This window comes from Streptomyces sp. NPDC018833 (assembly GCF_044390825.1).
GTDB lineage: Bacteria > Actinomycetota > Actinomycetes > Streptomycetales > Streptomycetaceae > Streptomyces.
This window is the reverse complement of record NZ_JBIRZM010000006.1, coordinates 362,079-381,114: the sequence shown is the minus strand read 5'-3', so window position 1 is coordinate 381,114 and position 19,036 is coordinate 362,079. Positions and strand designations below refer to the sequence as shown.

14 protein-coding genes and 1 pseudogene are annotated in these 19,036 nt (G+C 73.5%); 4 read left to right on the top strand and 11 right to left on the bottom strand.

The window, feature by feature from the left end:
- Position 1: 1 nt before the first annotated feature.
- Both ACH5AF_RS15850 and ACH5AF_RS15845 read left to right on the top strand, forming a co-directional pair.
- Positions 2–88, top strand: a pseudogene (locus ACH5AF_RS15850) (glutamine synthetase); the annotation flags it as partial.
- A gap of 195 nt (positions 89–283) precedes the next feature.
- Positions 284–502 carry an antitoxin gene (locus ACH5AF_RS15845; RefSeq protein ID WP_398902223.1) on the top strand — a complete coding sequence of 73 codons (219 nt, stop codon included), beginning with the start codon at positions 284–286 and terminating at the stop codon, positions 500–502.
- 189 nt (positions 503–691) lie between these two features.
- Here ACH5AF_RS15845 and ACH5AF_RS15840 read toward each other — a convergent pair whose 3' ends face one another.
- The 5 genes from ACH5AF_RS15840 to ACH5AF_RS15820 form a co-directional block, all read right to left on the bottom strand.
- Positions 692–1,333: a class I SAM-dependent methyltransferase gene (locus tag ACH5AF_RS15840; protein WP_398902222.1), complete on the bottom strand. Its 642-nt coding sequence runs from the start codon at positions 1,331–1,333 to the stop codon at positions 692–694.
- Complete coding sequence (locus tag ACH5AF_RS15835; RefSeq protein WP_398902221.1) at positions 1,330–2,109, bottom strand: class I SAM-dependent methyltransferase; 780 nt, start codon at positions 2,107–2,109, stop codon at positions 1,330–1,332. Before ACH5AF_RS15835 ends, ACH5AF_RS15840 begins: the two co-directional genes overlap by 4 nt.
- A gap of 488 nt (positions 2,110–2,597) precedes the next feature.
- The gene (locus tag ACH5AF_RS15830; protein ID WP_398902220.1) at positions 2,598–3,029 is read right to left on the bottom strand and encodes a VOC family protein; all 432 of its coding nucleotides are present in this window, start codon (positions 3,027–3,029) and stop codon (positions 2,598–2,600) included.
- 23 nt (positions 3,030–3,052) lie between these two features.
- On the bottom strand, positions 3,053–3,568 hold the full coding sequence (locus tag ACH5AF_RS15825) for a pyridoxamine 5'-phosphate oxidase family protein (RefSeq protein ID WP_398902219.1): 516 nt from the start codon (positions 3,566–3,568) through the stop codon (positions 3,053–3,055).
- Positions 3,569–3,647: 79 nt separating this feature from the next.
- A complete protein-coding gene (locus ACH5AF_RS15820; RefSeq protein ID WP_398902218.1) occupies positions 3,648–5,744 on the bottom strand; it encodes a PIG-L family deacetylase in 2,097 nt (698 codons plus the stop codon).
- Positions 5,745–6,571: 827 nt separating this feature from the next.
- Between ACH5AF_RS15820 and ACH5AF_RS15815 the strand changes: the two genes are divergently transcribed.
- Complete coding sequence (locus ACH5AF_RS15815; RefSeq protein WP_398902217.1) at positions 6,572–9,565, top strand: bifunctional [glutamine synthetase] adenylyltransferase/[glutamine synthetase]-adenylyl-L-tyrosine phosphorylase; 2,994 nt, start codon at positions 6,572–6,574, stop codon at positions 9,563–9,565.
- Positions 9,566–9,601: 36 nt separating this feature from the next.
- Here ACH5AF_RS15815 and ACH5AF_RS15810 read toward each other — a convergent pair whose 3' ends face one another.
- The 6 genes from ACH5AF_RS15810 to ACH5AF_RS15785 all read right to left on the bottom strand — a co-directional run bounded on the left by ACH5AF_RS15810 (position 9,602) and on the right by ACH5AF_RS15785 (position 18,400).
- Positions 9,602–10,495, bottom strand: a complete 894-nt coding sequence (locus ACH5AF_RS15810) for a phosphatase PAP2 family protein (RefSeq protein ID WP_398902216.1) — start codon at positions 10,493–10,495, stop codon at positions 9,602–9,604.
- A 114-nt stretch (positions 10,496–10,609) separates the two neighbouring features.
- Positions 10,610–11,140 carry a GNAT family N-acetyltransferase gene (locus ACH5AF_RS15805; RefSeq protein ID WP_398902215.1) on the bottom strand — a complete coding sequence of 177 codons (531 nt, stop codon included), beginning with the start codon at positions 11,138–11,140 and terminating at the stop codon, positions 10,610–10,612.
- A 190-nt stretch (positions 11,141–11,330) separates the two neighbouring features.
- On the bottom strand, positions 11,331–12,065 hold the full coding sequence (locus ACH5AF_RS15800) for a TetR/AcrR family transcriptional regulator (RefSeq protein ID WP_398902214.1): 735 nt from the start codon (positions 12,063–12,065) through the stop codon (positions 11,331–11,333).
- Positions 12,066–12,217: 152 nt separating this feature from the next.
- Entirely contained in the window at positions 12,218–14,179 is a 1,962-nt protein-coding gene (locus ACH5AF_RS15795; RefSeq protein WP_398902213.1) for a hypothetical protein, read from the bottom strand.
- Positions 14,180–14,415: 236 nt separating this feature from the next.
- The gene (locus ACH5AF_RS15790; RefSeq protein ID WP_398902212.1) at positions 14,416–15,216 is read right to left on the bottom strand and encodes a tyrosine-protein phosphatase; all 801 of its coding nucleotides are present in this window, start codon (positions 15,214–15,216) and stop codon (positions 14,416–14,418) included.
- A gap of 25 nt (positions 15,217–15,241) precedes the next feature.
- Positions 15,242–18,400, bottom strand: coding sequence for an alpha-N-acetylglucosaminidase (locus ACH5AF_RS15785; protein WP_398902211.1), 3,159 nt, complete (start codon positions 18,398–18,400; stop codon positions 15,242–15,244).
- A 102-nt stretch (positions 18,401–18,502) separates the two neighbouring features.
- On the opposite strand from ACH5AF_RS15785, the gene ACH5AF_RS15780 reads away from it, so the two are divergent.
- Positions 18,503–19,009 (top strand): hypothetical protein, encoded by a 507-nt coding sequence (locus tag ACH5AF_RS15780; RefSeq protein ID WP_398902210.1) that lies wholly within the window; start codon positions 18,503–18,505, stop codon positions 19,007–19,009.
- Positions 19,010–19,036: the final 27 nt, after the last annotated feature.

Here is a 19,036-nt window from a genome sequence, read left to right as displayed (position 1 = left end):
GTTCCTGCGCAACAAGAAGCAGGAGTGGGAGGAGTACCGCAGCGAGGTCACGGCCTTCGAGCTGCGCAAGAGCCTGCCGGTGCAGTAGGCGGCGTCCCGGCGGACCTGGCCGCCCGGACGCCCGGAGGCTCGGGCCCATGAGCCCATGAGCCCATGAGCCCATGAGCCCGTGGGGCCGCCCTGGGCCCGTGGGGCCCGTCCCGTCACTCCTGCGGATGCGAAGTCCGCGGGGTGCCGTGACTCTGGAGGGAACGGGGGACCCCGCGTCGAGGAGGCAGACCCCATGTCCATGATGGACAAGATCAAGAGCATGCTGAAGGGCCACCCTGAGCGGACGAACCAGGGCGTGGAGAAGGCCGGCGACTATGTGGACGACAGGACCCAGGGCAGACACCGCCGCCACGTCGACACGGCCCAGGAGAAGATGAGGGAACAGTTCGGCGGCGAGGGCGGCCGGCAGCCCGGTGCGGAGCGTGGCCCGGACGAGCCGCCGCGCGCCTGACGGCACCGGCCCGGACCTCGTCGGCCTGACGCCGACGGTCCAACCGGGCATCGCGCACAGCATCGGCCCGGACCGGGGGTGCAGCCCCGGTCCGGGGCGACGCGCGCCGGTCCGGCACAACCGTCGGGGGTGCCGCGAGCCACCGAGGCCGTGCACCCCCCTCGCGCGTCGGTTCAGGGCCCCGCGTGCTCACCCAGGTCGGCGGGCCAGGAGATGGGCCTGAGGAGTGGGCTCGTTCGCGGCCGCCTCCCGCACCATGCGCACCCGCGCCTCGAACCCGGCCGCCTCCAGCTCCCGCACGACCTGTTCGGGCATCATCCGGTGGAAGTCCAGTGAGATCTCGTGCCCGAACGCCTCGGTGTGGCGCACGGGTGCGTCACCGACCTGGAAGCCCATCAGCAGATGCCCGCCGGGCGCCAGGACCCGGTGGAACTCCGCGTACACGGCGGGCCGCCGGGCGGGCGGGACATGGATGACGGAGTACCAGGCGACGAGCCCGCCGAGAGCGCCGTCCGCGATGTCGAGTGCGGTCATCGACCCCTCGTCGAAGCGCAGTCCGGGAAACGTACGCCGCGCGAGAGCGACCATGGCGGGCGACAGGTCGATACCACGGATGTCCACGCCGAGCGCGTGGAGGTGGGCGGTCACACGGCCCGGCCCGGACCCCACCTCGACCACGCTGCCGTCCGCCACGTACTCGGCGAACGCGCCGAGCATGGCCCGGGCCAGCGGATTGGCCTCCGGCTCGGCGCGGAACATCTCGGCGTACTCAGCGGCGATGGCGTCGTAGGAGGAGCGGGTGCGGTGGAGGAAGTCGGGTTCGGTCGTCATGAGCCCGGACCGTAGCGGCCGGGTCCGACAGCGGGAGGCTGTGCCGGGGTGTCGCGGCGGAACAGGGCGGTCCACAGGAAGGCTTCACCGAAGTACGGCGATTCGGCCGGCTCGTCGCGCATGCGCCGCAGTTCGACCTCCTCCAGATCGGAGAAGATCCAGCGCAACCACTCCGGTGTGTAGGCGAGTCCGCCGTGCAGGCGGGACTGGCGGTAGAAGTCCGTGTCGGGCAGCTCCGAGCCCATGCCGCCCGCCGCGAAGCAAGTGAGGGCGAGATGGCCGCCGGGTGCCAGGAGGCGGTCGAGCAGGGAGAGATAGCTGACACGGCGGTGCGGCGGCAGATGGTGGAAGCAACCCGAGTCGTGGATCAGGTCGTACGGCCCGCCCAGCTCGTTCGCGGTGAGGGCGAAGGCGTCGCCGCAGTGGAACCGGATGTCCGCGCCCGCCTCGCGGGCACGCTCCCCGGCCCAGGCGACCGCCGTGGGCGAGAGGTCGACCGCGTCCACATCGAAGCCGGAGCGGGCGAGATGGAGCGCGTTGCGGCCGGGGCCACAGCCCAGATCGAGGGCCCGACCGGCCGGGATCAGGCCGCGGTCGATGTACGAGGCGAGGTTCTCGTCCGGCTTGGACACGAAGAACGGCACAGGCTTGGCTCGGTCGGCGTAGAAGCCGTCCCACCAGTCCGCCGCGTCAGCCGTCCAGCGGTCGGCCTCCGGCGCGAACATGTCGTCCAGGAGCTGCAACACGTCATCAACACTGCGTATGTGGCGGTCCATCAGGTCCCTTCCCCTTTACGCAAACACTAGGGTCCGAAGAGGTAAATGCCCAGGCCAGAAGGGTGTGGCAAGGGTGTGGACGGGCGTTCACGGGACTGCCGCCACCCCCGCGTGCCCGCCACCCCGCACCCGGTCCGAACGATCGCCGAGACCCCCGCCGAAGGCCGTCACGACGGCGTTCGGCGCGGCCGGCGAGCAGGTTTCGCAGAAAGATTTCCATCGGTCCACGGCGACCGCGGTCGCCGTGGACCGATGGACAAGCCGGCTCCGGGGACCCGCCCTCGATACCGGGCCGTTCGACGGCCCCGGTACCGAGGCGAGGCTGCCTCATGACCGTCTCCGAAGACCGCCGGACGTGCAGGCGTGCTCCTGGTGCCCCATGAAGGCGCCGACAGCCCCGCACGGGCGGGTTCGTCACCGCTGCGGCAGCGGCTCCGCACGGGCGGGTTCGTCACCGCTGCGGCAGCGGCTCCGCACGGGCGGGTTCGTCACCGCTCCGACAGCGGTGACGGCGCCTCCTGTACGCACCAGGTGTTGCCGTCCGGGTCCTTGAAGAACAGGAAGGAGTTCCACTCCTCGCCCGGCCCCTCCTCCCACCCCCTCTCGCCCACGTGCTGGATCGTCGACACCGGCACCCCGCGCGACATCAACTCCGCATGCGCCTTCGCGATGTCCGTGACGCACAACTGCAGGGCGTGCAGCGAGCCGGGCGGCATCGTGGGCTGCTCCGGATGGGAGGGCATGCCGCTCATCAGCGCGATGGAGCAGCGCGAACCGGGCGGCGTCAGCTGAATGATGCGCATCCCGGGGGCGACCTCCGAGTCGAGGTCGACCTTGAATCCCAGGGCCTCCCCGTAGAAGATCTTGGCGCGGTCCAGATCGGAGACCGGGACCGTGACGACTTCCAAGGTCATGTCCACGACGGGTTCCTTTCGCAGTACGGTCAGCCGGTGAAGCGCCAGCGGGTCTGGCCGAACGGCTCGCCCTTGTGGAAACCGAAAGCCGTCCGCGGCGCCACCCGGAATACCAGTGCCTCGCCGCCGTCGCCGACGAACACGCCGTCACGGACCTGGAATGTCCAGTACTCGCCGTACTTCTCGACCCACAGCCCGGCCAGCGTGCGCAGCGTCGCCTCGTCCGTGACGCGGACCGCCTCGCCTTCGACCACAACGTCCTGGCCCTCGCCCAGCGCGTTCCCGCCGGTGGTCAGGACGACCTCGCGGTTGGCGCGGAGGTTCTTCGCCTTCCGCTCGTCGGGGCCGGTGCAGAAGTGCAGGGCACCGTCGTGCCAGACCGCGATCAGCGGGGTGACGTGCGGGCGGCCCTCCGGCCGTACGGTCGTCAGCCAGAACACCTCGGCCGCGCGGATCAGCGCGAGCGCCTCGGACCAGTCGGCGGGCGACGCCTTCGGATCGCTGAACCGGGCATCGAGATCCGTACGGGGATCGCTCGTGGGCATCGTTCCGGTCCTCTCGCAAGCGCGCATCGGATGGCACCTGTGCAGACCGGCGCGACCGCCCATACTCATCGGTCCCCGCTCAGTCCACGGGCTGCCACGCCTGAGGAGCGTCCGGCCGTGACCAGTACAGCCGCCCGTCCTGCCCGACCGCGCCCACCCCCGCCGCGGCGCCCGCCGGAGCACCCGTGAACAGCGGCCCGCCCGAGCGCCACTGCCCTGCCCCCGCCGACCGGCCCGCCGTGCCCGGGCCGCCCGATGCCCGGACGTACGTCCCCGGTACGCCCGTCCCGGAGCGGACCGCCAGCAGCGTGTTGTCCGGGCCCGACGCGCTCACCGGCCCGAAGCCCGCCACCCCGCCGAGTTCGGTCACGGGGGACGCCAGCGGGCCGGAGAAGCGCACCGTGCGGACCGCGCCCGACGCGGGCTTGCGGAACCAGAGCCGTACGCCGTCGCCTTCCGGCGCCGCGCTCAGCGTCAGCGTCGTCGGCGGCAGACCCGTCGCGGTGGGGCCGCTCAGCGGCGCGCCCGGCTCGGCCTGTGTCCAGGACCAGACCGTCAGCGGTGTGCTGACGAAGACGTGCTGGCGGCCGCTCGCGTCGGACGCCACGGCGGGGTCGCCGTGCAGGTTCCGGCCGCCGCGCTCCCGCCAGGACGCCCAGGAGCCGTCGTCGTGCTGGGAGATCGAGCTGAGCGAGTAGCGGCTGTTGCGCAGGTAGACCGTGATCCGGCCCCGCCTGTCGACCGTCGCGGCAGGGGCGCTGATGTCGGAAAGGCCGGTCGCGTCGTCCGGTTCGGGCGTGCCGAGCGAGAGCCACGGCCCGAACGCGCCGCCCGGCGTGCGCTGCACCGCCGTCACCACGTCGCGGCGGTAGTCGGCGGGTGCCGCGCCCAGGGAGGTACGCGTCGCGAACACCGCGATCCGGCCGTCCGCGAGGCGCAGCGAGGTCACACCGCTGTCCAGCCCGGCCCCGGGCAGCAGCTCTGGGCCGGTCCAGTCGCCCCGCGCACCGCGGTGCCAGACGGCGAGCCGCGTGTCCAGCACGGACAACGCCCACAGTTCGCGGCCGCGCCCCGGCTGGACCCAGGACGTCGACTCGCCACGGGTGTAGCGGACGGACCGCGTCCAGCCGTGGCCGCCGGGGCGCGCCGCCACCTTGCGGTCGCCGCAGCCGGCCTCGTCGCCGCAGTAGTTCGTCTCGTCCATCCACGCGTACGTCTGCATCGTGCGCAGCTTGGCCGCCGCGGTCTCGGGGTCGAGCGTGTGCGGCAAGCCGCTGGTGAAATAGCCCAGGTAGTTCTGGACGCTGAACGGCGGATGGCCCGGCGTCGCGGCGTACCGCGCCAGCGCCGCCTGTGCGAAACGTGCGCCGAAGAGGTGGTCCTGGTGGTCGGTGGGGCGGTCCGTCCCGGCGACCAGCCCCGGCGTCGGGTCCTGCATCCGTACGTGGGTGGGCGCGAACCGCTCCAGCAGCCCCGCCACCGTGTCGACGACCTGCTTCTTGTCATAGGCGAAGTCCCGCTCCACCGGGGAGCCGGACGCCAGCTGGGAGGGCAGTTCATTCACCCGGCCGTCCCAGAGCCCGTGCAGACTGACGGGCCGGTCGCCGCTGACGGAACCCGCCTCGCGCAGCTGGACCCACACCAGCGATATCTCGGGGCGGGCCGCGAGGACGTCCAGCTCGGCGGCGCCTCCGCCCGCCGTCTCTATCGCCGTGCGACGCCACGGGCTGGTCCGGTCGCCGGTCGCCATCTCCGCGTACGCGGCGCGTATGCCGTTCTGCCGGGCCTCCGCGTAACGGGCCTTGTCGGCGGCGGGCCTGACCGAGGGAGCCAGCGGGCCGGTCCGGGCGGCGTTGACGCCGTCGGACTCGCCCGCCGTGAGGTAGAGGGACGTCAGCCGGGAGCGCGAGACGATCGACTGCCGGGTGTCGGGGTTCATGAAGAACAGGTCGTCGTCGGGGTGCGCGAGGATTTGCACCACGGAGGTGGGCGCGGGTCCCGTGGGCGCCGGGCTCTCCTGGACGGTCGCCGGCCGTGCCTTCGGTACCGGGGGCGCCTCTGAGGCATCGGCACCGAAGACCCAGCCGGCCACGGCGACCGGGGCGATCAGCAGGGCCGCCGTCGGGCCACGGCGGGAGAGCAGGGTGAAGCGGCGGCGGGGCCCGGACGAGCGCATTGCGGTGGTGCCTTCGGTGTTCAGGAATGCCGGGTGGACAAGGTTCGGGCCGGTGCGCATCGTGTTCGGGCACGAACGCGCAATGGGTTCGGGCACGAAGATCGGCACCGGCCTGCCGTGAAGACGGAACTACCGAGGATGCGGCTCGTCGCGTGCGAAGTGGGGGGAACATGGCGTATCTCACGCGTCTCCTGCGTCACTCCCACGCGTGGTGCGCATGGCCCGCGCTGTCCGTGTGGTCCGCGCCGGTGCCGTACGTGCCGCTGGCGCCGCCCGCGCTGCCCGTCCGTGTTGCCCGCCTTCCCCGCGCCGCTCGCGCACCGCCCGCGATGCCGGTGTGGCTCGCGTTGCCACCGCCCCCTGTCGCCCGACCGCGTTATCCGGTCTGCCCGCCTTCCGCCTCTTGGGCTCCCCGCGCCTTCCACGCTCTGCGTCGACCGCGGCGCCCCTGCCGCTGTCGTGGCATGCGGTGCCACCGCCCCCGCCGCTTGCGTGGCTCGCGCTGTCCGTGTGGTCCGCGTTGCCCGTGCCGTGCGCTTCCTGCGTTGTCCGCGTCCTCGCGCTGCCCATGCCGCCCGCGCCGCCGGCGCTGCCCATGCCGCCCGCGCCGCTTGGGCTGGCTGTGCTGTCGTCGTCCGCGCCGCTCGCGCACCGCCCGCGATGCCGGTGTGGCTCGCGGTGCCACCGCCGCTTGCGTGGCTCGCGCTCCCCGTCGACCGCGGCGCCCCCGCCGTCCCGGAATGCGCGTGGTTTGGCCGGTGCTGCTCGGGCGGCGGGGGCTAGTCTCGAACCGGCACGCTGGTCAGGGCGAGGACGGGAGAGACGCGATGACGGCGCCGGGGCGCAGAAGCAGCATCTTCACGCGACTCCTGCGGCACGGCTTCACCGATCCCTCCGCCGCCGAGCGGCTGCTCGAGCTCCCCGACATGGCCCCTGTCCGGGCCGACCCGGTGCTGCTCGACGCGCTCGGTGTCACCGCCGACCCCGACCTCGCCCTGCGCGGCCTCGTGCGCCTGGTGGAGGCGCACGGGGACGGCGATCGCCGCCGCTTCCTGGACACCCTCGTCACCGCCAAGCCCCTGCGTGACCGGCTGCTGGGCGTACTCGGTGCCTCCGAGGCGCTCGGCGACCATCTGACCCGCCACCCGCACGACTGGCAGGCTCTGTTCACCTACGAGTCCGCCGATCTGCACCCAGGCGTGGCCGAGTTCGAGGTCTGTCTCGCCGAGGCGGGCGACCCCGTGTCGCTGCGCGTCGCCTACCGCCGGTGCCTGCTGGCCATAGCGGCCCGCGACGTGTGCGGCACCATCGACGTCGCCGAGACCGCCGCCGAACTCGCCGATCTCGCCACCGCGACCCTGCGCGCCGCCCTCGCCATCGCCCGCGCCGCCGCACCCGGCGACGCCGCGGCCTGCCGTCTCGCCGTCATCGCCATGGGCAAGTGCGGCGGTCACGAGCTGAACTACGTCTCCGACGTCGATGTCATCTTCGTCGGTGAACCGGCGAACGGCACCGACGAGGGCAAGGCCCTCCAGGCCGCCACCCGGCTCGCCTCGCATCTGATGCGTATCTGCTCGGAGGCCACCGTCGAGGGCACCATCTGGCCCGTCGACGCCAACCTGCGTCCCGAAGGACGCAACGGCCCGCTCGTGCGCACCCTGTCCAGCCACCTCGCCTACTACCAGCGCTGGGCCAAGACCTGGGAGTTCCAGGCGCTGCTCAAGGCCCGCCCGGTCGCCGGGGACCTGTCGCTGGGCGAGGAGTACATCGACGCCGTCTCGCCGCTCGTCTGGCAGGCCGCGGAACGGGAGAACTTCGTCGCCGACGTGCAGAAGATGCGCCGCCGCGTCGTCGACAACATCCCCGTCGCCGAGATAGAGCGTGAGCTGAAGCTCGGGCCCGGCGGGCTGCGCGACGTCGAGTTCGCCGTCCAGCTCCTCCAGCTCGTGCACGGCCGCAGCGACGCCTCCCTGCACAGCGGCAAGACACTGGAGGCGCTGCAGGCGCTCGCCGCCGGCGGGTACGTCGGCCGCGCGGACGCCGCGCAGCTCGACGACGCCTACCGCTTCCTGCGCGCCATGGAGCACCGCATCCAGCTGTACCGGCTGCGCCGTACCCACCTGGTGCCCGAGCAGGAGGCCGACCTGCGCCGCCTCGGGCGCTCCCTGGGCCTGCGCACCGACCCCGTCGCCGCCCTCAACCGGGAGTGGAAGCGGCACGCCTCGGTGGTGCGCCGGCTCCACGAGAAGCTGTTCTACCGGCCGCTGCTGGACGCCGTCGCCCAGCTCGCGCCCGGCGAGATCCGGCTCAGCCCCAAGGCTGCCGGGCAGCGTCTCGAAGCGCTGGGGTACGGCGACCCCGCCGCCGCCCTGCGCCACCTGGAGGCGCTGTCGTCGGGGGTGTCCCGCAAGGCCGCCATCCAGCGCACGCTGCTGCCGGTGCTGCTCGGCTGGTTCGCGGACTCCGCCGACCCCGACGCGGGCCTGCTGGGCTTCCGCAAGGTCTCCGACGCGCTCGGCAAGACGCCCTGGTACCTGCGCCTGCTGCGGGACGAGGGCGCGGCCGCCGAGAACCTGGCACGGGTGCTGTCCGCCGGCCGGCTCGCCCCCGACCTGCTGCTGCGCGCTCCCGAGGCCGTCGCGATCCTCGGCGACCCGGAGGGGCTGCGGCCGCGCGGGCGCGACCATCTGGAACAGGAGGTGCTCGCCGCCGTCGGGCGCGCGGACAGCGCCGAGGCCGCCGTCGCCGCGGCCCGCGGAGTGCGCCGCCGGGAGCTGTTCCGTACGGTCGCCGCCGATCTCATCGCCTCCTACGGCACCGAGGACCGCCCCGCCGAGGCCGATCCCGGGGCCCTCGTCGACCGGGTCGGCACGGCGGTCACCGACCTCACCGCGGCAACGATCGCGGGCGCGCTCAGGGCGGCCGTGCGCGATCAGTGGGGCGACACGCTGCCCACCCGGTTCGCGGTCATCGGCATGGGCCGCTTCGGCGGCGGCGAACTGGCCTACGGCTCCGACGCCGACGTCCTGTTCGTGCACGAGCCGCGCGACGGCGTGGCCGAACAGGAGGCGGCACGCGCCGCCGCCGCGGTCGTCGCGGAGATGCGGCGGCTGCTGCAACTGCCGACCGCCGACCCGCCCCTGTTGATCGACGCCGATCTGCGGCCGGAGGGCAAGAGCGGGCCCATGGTGCGCACGCTCGCCTCCTACGAGGCGTACTACCGCCGCTGGGCGCTGGTGTGGGAGAGCCAGGCGCTGCTCCGCGCGCGGCCCATGGCCGGTGACGCCGAGCTGGGCGCCCGGTTCGTCGCGCTCGCCGACCCGCTGCGGTACCCGGAGAAGGGGCTGCGCGAGGACGCCGTACGGGAGATCCGCCGGCTCAAGGCGCGCATGGAGTCCGAACGCCTGCCGCGCGGCGCCGACCCGACGCTCCACGCCAAGCTGGGCCGCGGTGGGCTCAGCGATGTCGAGTGGACGGTCCAGCTGCTCCAGATGCGCCACGGCCGGGCCGAACCGGGCCTGCGCACCACCCGCACCCGTGAGGCCCTCGCGGCGGCGCGGGAGGCCGGCCTGATGTCGGCCGAGGACGCGGCGACGCTGGACGAGGCGTGGGTGCTGGCGACGCGGGTGCGTAACGGCGTGATGGTCGTACGCGGCAGGGCGGGGGACACGTTCCCCTCCGACGGCCGGGAGCTGGCGGCGGTTGGCCGCTACCTCGGCTACGGGCCCGGGCACGTCGGCGACATGCTGGAGGGCTATCGCAGGGTGACCCGGCGGGCGCGGGGCGTGGTGGAGAGGCTGTTCTACGGTTCCGGCTCCTAGGAACCGGGCGACCCGGCCGGCGGGCGTGGTCTCCGGCTAGACGCGCGTCGGCAGCTGACGGCGGAAGCGCTGGAGCCGGTTCGGGTCCTCCGGCACCAGCCGGGGCAGCCGGTGCGGCAGCGCCCGGTACCACGCGTACGAGACGCCGTAGCCGAACGCCAGGCAGATCATGCCGCCCACGGCGTCCAGCCAGAAGTGGTTCGCCGTCGCCACGATGACGACCAGCGTCAGGGTCGGGTACAGCGCACCGAGGATCTTCGCCCAGGGCGCCGTCGCGAGCGCGCAGATGATCATGCCGCTCCACAGCGACCAGCCGATGTGCATCGACGGCATGGCCGCGTACTGGTTCGACATGTTCTTGAAGTTGCCCGAGGCCATCGATCCCCAGGTCTCGTGGACGAGCACGGTGTCGATGAAGTGCTGCCCGTTCATCAACCGGGGCGGCGCGAGTGGATACAGGTAGTAACCGACCAGCGCTACACCGGTGGTGGCGAACAGGACGAGGCGGGCGGCGGCGTAGCGGCCGGGCTGTCCGCGGTACAGCCACACCAGCACACCGATGGTCACGACGAAGTGCAGCGTCGCGTAGTAGTAGTTCATGGACACGATCAGCCATGTCACCGAATTCACGGCACGGTTGACCGACTCCTCCACCGCTATGCCGAGGGTCTGCTCGGCCTCCCAGATCCAGTCCGCGTTGCGCAGGGCCTGGGTCCGCTGCTCCGGTACCGCGTTGCGGATGAGTGAGTACGTCCAGTAACTCACCGCGATCAGCAGGATCTCGAACCAAATGCGGGGGCGGCGGGGCGACCGGGGTGCGCGCCGGACATCCGCGGTGGGTCGGGCACCTTCGGAGGCGGCCTCGTCGTCCACTATGGGTGACGGGGTCGCCGTCCGGCTGTCCAGAGTCTTCACGGTCGCTTCACCCATGGGACGAGAGTCTGCCAGATGCACGGCCCACCCTGATCATCCCCCGGACAGGTTCATGCTGCATGCGCCGCCCCTGACGGACGAGATGTCCGTAATGGGCGCCTCGGGGATGCTTCAGGGGCGTGTGGTCCAGGCGCTCGGCAGGCGCTTCTCCAGCAGCAGCACCCCGTAGCGGCTGCCGTCCGCCGCCGTCTTCGCGGGCTGCTCGCCGACCACGGCGTACCCCGCGCTCTCGTAGTACGTCCGCAGCTGCGGGTTGCTGCTCAGGCAGTCGAGCCGGGCGGAGTCCCGTCCGGCGGCCGCGATCTGTGCCTCCGCGTGGGCGAGCAGCTTCCGGCCCGTACCGGGGGGAGCGGACCGATCCGTCATCAGGCGGTGCACATAGCCGGCCGACGGGGGCTGTGCACCCCACGCCTCCTCGTCTTCCCACCACAGTTCGTACGCGCCTGTCGGGCGGCCCGCGGTCCGCAGCAGCCACACCTCGCCCTCGGCGATCCTTCGGCGGAAGTGCCGAGCGTCCTTGCCGCCGGGCCGCCACTGGTCGATGCCCCGGCGCAGCATCCAGTGCGCGGCACCGTCGTACAGCGTGAGTAGGGCGTCGACGTCCGCAGGCGTCGCGAGGCGGAAGGCGGATTCGGTGATCATGCCCTCATCATGACCGGCGGCCGTCCCGGCCGGCCCGGGGGTCATCGGGAGCGTGCCGGCCTGGGTGACCTGCTGTGCTCCGGGGAAGTCACCCGCCGGGGGCCATCGGGAGCGTGCCGGCCTGGGTGGCCCGCCCGCTCCGGGGAAGTCCACGGCCAAGGGCGGCCGTCAGCCGCTCTGCCCTTGTCAGTCACGGTCCGGGTGAGGAGGGGCGCTGGCGGGGCACCTGCGTCACGGCGGGCGCGAGGGCCACCAGGCGGCCGACGAGATCGCCGAACGGGCCGTCGGCCGGCTCGTCCGCGAACATGGCCACCACGATCCCCGCCATCTCCTCGTCGTACGCCGCGCTCACCGCGGCCAGCGCCGCGAAATCGTGCACGAGCTGGAGCTCCAGCTCGGAGCGCGGGATGCTGCGCCCGTCCAGCCACAGCAGCGCAGTCGACTCGGCGAGCGAGACCCAGGAGCGTACGACCAGTTCGAGCCGCGCCGACGGCGTCGTGATCCCCAGGTGCGCGAGGATCTGGTCGAACGCGGCCTGCCGCACCTCGTCGATCACCGCGTTGGTCGTGGACGAGCCGACGGCAGGGCCGCCGCGCATCAACGCCGAGAAACCCGGGCCGTGTTCGTCCACGAAGTCGAAGAAGCGGCCCATCACCCGCAGCAGACGTGCGCCGAGCGGACCGTCGTGCGGCTCCTCGAACCGCCCGGCCAGTTCGTCGGCGGCCCGGCGCAATGCCGCCTCGTACAGGCTCTGTTTGCCGGGGAAGTAGTGGTAGACGAGCGGTCGTGAGATGCCTGCCGCCGCCGCGATCTCGTCGATGGAGACGTCGTCGGGGGAGCGGTGGCTGAACAGCTCCAGCGCCACACCGATCAGCTGCTGCCTGCGCTCCTCGACGCCCATCCTGCGTCGTACCCCGGTCGTCATGCGGCCACCCTACAGACCGGCCCGCGGCGAGCCTCGCTGCCTCCCTCTTGCGCTGCGCTCCCCCTGCCCGCCCTGGTGCTCGTGGACGAGCATGGTCACGGTCGGGCGGGCGCTGCCGGTTCTCGGGCCGGTTTCCAGCCGCCGGTTCTCGCTCAGCGCAGGGCCCCGACCTCGGTCCCGTCCGTGAGGCGCCCGTTCAGCTCCGCCCGCGCACCCTCGCGCGCCCGTACTGCCAGCACCGGGCCGGCGCCCTCGCCGGCCATCCCGCCCGAGACGGTGAGCGAGGCGAACTGCCCGCTGCCGGCCGCCAGTACGTACCACTGCCCCGCCTGCGACTTCCACAGCACACCGGACAGCACCCGGGGCTCGCGCACACCGCACGACGGTGAGTCCTCCGCCCGCGCCACCACGGTGCCCGGTGCCTCGGGACGCACGGCCTGCGCGTGGAACTGCACCATCACCCGGCCGCCGGCCCCCCGCCAGGTCTCGGCGCGTGTGCACAGCCAGGCGGCCATGCCGTTGGCCTCAGGCAGCTTCTGCCGAGCGTACTCCCAGGCGTTGACGCCTCGCACACCGTGCGAGCGCAGCCCGGACAGAGAACAGGCCGTACGCGCCCAGACGGCGCGGGCCGCGGGGTCCGTGGCGTCCTTCGGAGCGGTCGGCGGACCGAAGGTGAGCCGCGCGGGCGTCAGTTCACCGAGGTCGGTCAGCAGCCGGGCCCCACCGCCCTCGCCGATCTCAAGCGTGTGCCACGCACGGCACGCGGACGCCTGCGCCGGACTCGGCAGCGCGGTCGTCAGCCCGTCGGCGTCCCGTCCCAGCGGGCGCGGCCGGGCCGCGGGCGCGAGCAGGTCCCGTACGGACACCTCCCGCACCCACGGCGCCGTCAGATAGCGGACCCGGCCGTCCTCGCGGCCCGCGACGAGTGCCGCCGCGGAGACGGCCTCCGCGCCGTCCGTCCGCGCGAAGTCCAGCGCCTCACCGGCGGAGCCGTCCCGCGGCTCGGCGTACCGCACCACCCGCAGCCCGTCGTACAGCAGCACGACCCGGGCCTTGCCCACCTCACCCGCGAACAGCAGCTGCGGCGGCCCCATCGGCGGGCCGGGCGGCGTGCCCGGCGTCGCGGAGACCCGGCTGCTCCCGCCGGGCCGCGCCCACACCGCCAGCGCCCGTCCCAGTAGATCGCGGTCGTCCACCAGCGCGCCACGCGCTGGCCACACCGAGAAGTCCCGCCGAGTGGACTGCTGCCAGGCACCGGGCGCGACCTGCGTCAGCCTGCCCGGATCCAGCGCCGCCTCGGCCGCCGCGTCGCGGGCGTGGGGAGGGGCCGCCGGGCCGCCCGCCCCCCACCCGTTGCCCGCGCGCCCCAGCAGCGCCCCGCAGACCGCGAGCGCGGCCACGGCGACCAGAGCCGCCCTCGTGTGCTGGCGGCGGCGTATCAGATCCGTGGGGCGCACCTGGAGCGAACACGGGTCGAACTCCGGCGAACCGAGCAGCGCCGCGGCCTTCCTCCCGCCCGGCACCGCATCCGCGTCCGCGAGCGCCGCGCCCGGGTCCACCGCACCCGCGGCGACGAGGACGTCGCGCACCTGCGCGTCCGTGAGCCCTTCGAGACCGCGCAGCACATAGGCCGCGCGGGCGGGCCCGCTCAGCGCGGACAGCCGCTGGTCCAGGGCGAGTTCGTCCGCCCCGCCGGACCGGGGGAAGACCCTGAGGCCCCAGATGTGCGGCAGCAGCGGCGGGAACTGGGCCCGCCGCGGCCGGGCCGCACGCCGCAGCGGCAGTCCCGCGTCCAGAGCCTGGCGCAGCACCCGGTCCCGGACGAACACATAGCCGGGGGCGGCCGCCCCCTCCGGGCGGGCGCGCGGCACCGCGGGGGAGCCGGGGAAGGCCCCGCGGCCGCGCGGCAGCGAGCGCTGCACGAGTGCGTGCGCCGTCAGTACCCGGCGGTTGCGGCCAAGTGTCGGCGGCAGCACCAGATAGGCGATCCGGACGAGCCGCGGATAGTGCTCGACGAGCGCGGCCTCCACCTGCTCGACCCCGACACCGGCGTCAACGGCCGGGCGCGAGGAGGTGGATGGGGCAGTGTCGGTATCGGCATCCTGTGAGCGCACGTTCAGCAGAACGAGCGAATCGTCCTATGGTCACCCAGCGGCAGCCGGTCACGCAGTGGCCGGTCATCCCCGGTGGCCGGTCCCCAGCAGCCGGTCACCCCGGTGGCCGGTCGCCCAGCGGCGGCACGAGTGCGCTTCGCCCGGCCGGTCGCGCCTTCGTGACGAGGTGGCCGTGCACGTACGAACCGCCCCGGCCGGTCACCCAGCGGCGGCGCGGGTGTGGCCCGCCCGGCCGGTCACGCCGTCGTGACGAGGTGCTCGCGGAGGCGTCCGAGCGTGGCGGGCGCCACGCCCAGGCCGTCGGTCACGTACCTCTCCATCGACCCGTACCGTGCGTCGACCTCGTCCAGCGCCGCCGCCAGGTACTCCGGCGCCACACCGATGATTCCCAGTGCCGTCTCGGGACGCCCGCCCTGGAGGGTGAACCCCTCAACCATCGGTGCGAACGCCTCCCGCACCGCCGCGTTGACCGACAGGTACTCGGCCCGCACCGCCTCCGGCGACGCCCCCAGCACGGTCAGCACGATCGTCGCCGCCCAGCCCGTACGGTCCTTGCCCGCCGTGCAGTGGAACAGCAGGGGCATCGCGCCGGGTTCCGCCAGCTCGTTCAGGAACGCGCCGTAGGACGCCCGCGCCGAGTCCGTCGTCACGAACGAGCGGTAGATCGACTCGAACATCGACAGCACCCTGCCGCCGCCCAGCTCCTGCTCGGCGACGGCCGGATCGGCCAGCAGCTGACGCAGCCGGGCCGCCGCCGGCATCCGGCCGGCGGCGACCTGGTCCGCGAGCACATCGGCGAGCAGCAGCCGCCCGCCCGGTGGCACCCGGTCCGGGCGGGCGTCGCGCTCGGACCGGGTGCGGAAGTCGACCACCGTGCGCACACCGAGCGCGGCGACCGCCGGATCCGCCGCCGGGTCCAGTCGGTGCAGCTGCCCGGAACGCAGCAGCACACCGCTGCGCACCGTGCCGCCGCCGTCGAGCGGGATGCCCCCGAGATCACGGAGGTTGGCGGCAGTGGTGGACGGGATCGCGGTCATGAGCGGAATGTATGCGCCGGGGACGTCAGCCGGCGGGCGCGACACCTCCGGTGAGCGACCAGCCGCTGAACCGCACCGTGCCCCGCGCGCCGCTGCCGCCGTTCGTCGCGCTCATGAAGAACCCGGTGTCCTGACGGGCCGCCGCCCCCGCCGCGGTGACCGTGGCCACCGTCCGCCAGGTCGCCCCGCCGTCCGTGGAACAGGCGCCGGTGAACGACGCACTCACGTGCTTCGTCAGCCGCAGCAGCACCGGCGCCTTGATGCCCGTGATGCGCCGGTAGGCGTCGAGGGTGCCGTCGCCGCCTGTGTCGTACGACATCACGACACCCTGCCCCGGTGTCACGGCCAGGTTCAGGAATCCCGCGTCACCCGGCTTCGCGAGCGCGTTGCGCACCACGATGCCGGCCCGCGCCCAACTGCCCGTGTTCTCCTGCGTGTCCACCCGCAGCAGCACACTGCCGCCCTCGCCCAGCGCGCCCTCGCGGTACGCCGTGCCGAACTGCGTGGTGCCCCGCCACAGGTCGTTGCCCGAGCCGTTGATCGCCAGCCGGTCGCCGAGCTGCCCGAACACGGCCGCGTTGGACGTGAACGTGCGCCACTCCGGGTCCAGCGGCGACGCCAGGTGCACACTGCTGCGCTGGGTGACCGCCACCGGCTCCTCGCCCTCCGGTCCGTAGCGTGTCGTCAGCGCGTACGGCATCGGCACCAGCGGCTCCGTCAGGGGCTCGTCCGGGGCCGTCACCCGCCACGCCACCTCGCCGCTGCCGCCCTCCGGGACACCCGGAAGCTGTGCGGCGCCCTGCGGCTCGGCGTCCAGGCCGGTCAGCTCCAGGTCCACGGGACCTGTCGCCCTCAGCCCGTTGAGGTTGCGGAACGAGGCCGTGACCGTGCCGGTGCTGCCCGGGGTGAACGCCGCCGGTTCCACCCGCACCGAGACGAACCCCTGGTACGGCGCACGGGCCAGGGTGTCGTGCACCCGGCGGGCCGTGCGGTACGCGTCGCCCGTCGGCCGCACCGGATACGCGCGCCGGTCCTTCGTCCACGCCTCCTCCGCCGGATACCAGTCGAACGGCTTCGGCGCCCTGCCCTCCGCCATCGCGTCGGCCTGCTCGGTCAGATACGCCTCCCACTGCGGCACATGGACGTCGTCCATCAGCCCCTGCCAGTCCCGATTGGCGTAGTTGCTGAGCTGGTCGGCGGCCGCCCGGTCCGCCCAGGTGGTGATCAGCGCGCGGGCCGTGCGCTCGAGCTCCACCGCCTCCTCGGGGCTCGTGGCGAGCCGCTTGGCGTCCTCCAGCCAGGGCCCGAGCAGGAAAGAGCGGTGACAGCCCGCCATCGTGTCGCTCAGCCGCATCAGCCTCACCCACAGCGCGGCGATCGCGCGGAAGGTGTCGACGTCCTTGTCCCGGTGAGCGGCCCGCAGCGGCAGCTGGAGGATGCGCGAGCGATTCGCCAGGGCCTGCCGCGCCAGATCCGTGAGATCGTGGCGGTACGCGTCCGAGTCCCGCAGCCGCGGCCGTACGGCCAGCAGGGCGGCGAACGCCCGGTCGAAGCCCGCCGGGTCGAAGGCCGTGCCGATCGAGTAGGCGAGAGACGGCCGGCGGCAGAACAGCGAGTCGTGGGACCGGCCGTCGGTGCTGGTGAGCCGGTACGCGGTCGCGGCCAGCGCGGCGAACGCCTCGCGTGCGGAGCGGTCGTCACCGCCGTAGCGGATGTGCGCGTACTCGGCGAACCACGCGTCCCGGTCGACCTTCTCCTCGCGCCAGGCCAGTTCGCTGAACAGCTCCAGCGCCGCCGGGTCCCGCTCGGCCGCCTCCGGCATGTACGCGGTGCCCACCAGGGCGCTGCCTGGCTTGTCGCGCCAGGCGTTGAACTTCTCCGTCCACCGGTCGGTGTTCGCGCCGAGCGTCGTACGGCCGCCGAAGTTGGGGATCGTGCCGAAGGCGTACGGCGCGCCGCCCCACTCGCTCTCCCGGTCGGTGACCGTGTCCAGGTCGGACAGGCCGTCGACGATCAGGACCCGGTCGGTGTCGATGGCGTCCAGCAGCGCCGGTCGGGGATTGGCCTGCCAGCCGAGGATCACCCACGTCGCGTCCGGCCGGGCCGTGCGCAGCGCCCGCTCCACGGCCCGGCCGGCGTCCGGCACCGGTACGTCGCCCGCCGTGCCGCCCTCGTGCAGCAGGTCCATCTTGAAGTGGTGCACCTCGCCGAACAGTTCCGCCTGGTGCCGGTAGAAGGCGGCGGCGACATCGGCGAAGGCCCGGGTGCGCGGGTCGAGCCAGTCGGGGCGGCGCAGACCGTTCCAGGTGCCCTGCGGGATCACCCGCGCGTCCCCCGGATTGCGGGCGGCGAAACCGTCCGGGACGGTGCCGAAGTAGCCCGGCAGCACCGGGCGCATGCCCAGATCCCGCATCCGGCCGGCGATCCTGCGGCCCAGGTCGGTGCGGCGCTCGATGAGGGCGGTGGACATCGGGCCGCCGTACTCGCTCATGTTCTGCAGCAGCCACCACGGCTGGTGCGAGGGCGCGGGCAGCCAGGTGCGCGCCTCTGTGTCGGAGTAGCCGAAGTCCTTCAGCAGCCGGTGGTACACCGCCTCCTGGCCCGGTGTCACCAGCACCTCGTTGCATCCGTGCAGGGCGAGCACGTCCAGCAGCCGCTCCCAGCGCGGCCAGTCGGCGTAGGGGGCGGTGTAGCCGTCGTGGGTGTCGTTGTACGCGAACCGGTGGGCGACGGTCGCGGCGCGTTCCAGCGGTGCGCGGGGCGCGGGCAGGCGGCGGGGCAGATCGAGCTGGGAGCCGGACCACGAGATGTGGGCCCGGCAGACGTACTTGAGGTACCAGTGGACCCCGGTCAGCAGCACTGCCGCACTGGTGCCGGCGACCTCGACACGGCCCGTGGAGCCGGTGACGCGGAACCGCTCCGCGCCGTCGAGCAGCCGCAGCCGGAACTGCCCGGCGTGCTCGGGCAGCAGCCGCCGCAGCGCCGCGAGCGCGGCGTCGACCGGGGAATCGGCCGGGGCGTCGACCCGGGCGTCGACCGCGGCGGCGGGCGGCTGCTCCGTGCGGGCGGCGGGGAGTGCCGCGGAGCCCGCGACCGCGGTGGCCGGGGTGTGCGCGGCGAGCACCGTGCCTGCCCCGACCGCGCCTGCCGCGCCCAGCAGCGTACGTCTCGACAGCTCGTCCATCAGCGCTCCTCCATGTTGTTCCAGCGACAACAGGTGCGTGCGCAGCGCACGTTACTCGCGGTTCGTCCGCACGAAGAGAGGGTGGGAGTGCACCATGGCCGGATGCGGACAACGACGAACAGCGGCACGCGGCGGGCGGCCCGGACAGGACCGGCAGTTGTGCTCCTCCTCTTCCTGGCCGCCGCCTGCTCATCGGCAGGCGACGACGGGCGTGTCGGCGCCGACGGGGAAGCGAAGGCGCCCCGGACGGCGACCGGCAGCCTGGAGGAGATCGCGCACCGGGCCGCGTGCGAACCGAACATCCAGACCGACGCGGCGGAGCTGCGGCAGGCCAACTGCAAGACGGCCGACGGCCGGTACGTGCTGGTGACCTTCACCACCGACCGCGGCCAACGTGAATGGATCAACGAGGCGAACGACTACGGCGGCACCTATCTGGTCGGCCGCAAATGGGTCGCCGTCGGGGACGAGAAGGTGGTGGCCGCACTGCGCGACCGGCTCGGCGGCACGGTGGAGAAGGGTGAGCAGCACGGCTCGCACACCGGCGGCTCCAGCGGCCAGGGCACGGGCGGGAGCGAGGAGGAGCACACAGGTCACCACGAGGGCTGAGGCCCGCGGCATCGGCCCGGGACGGGC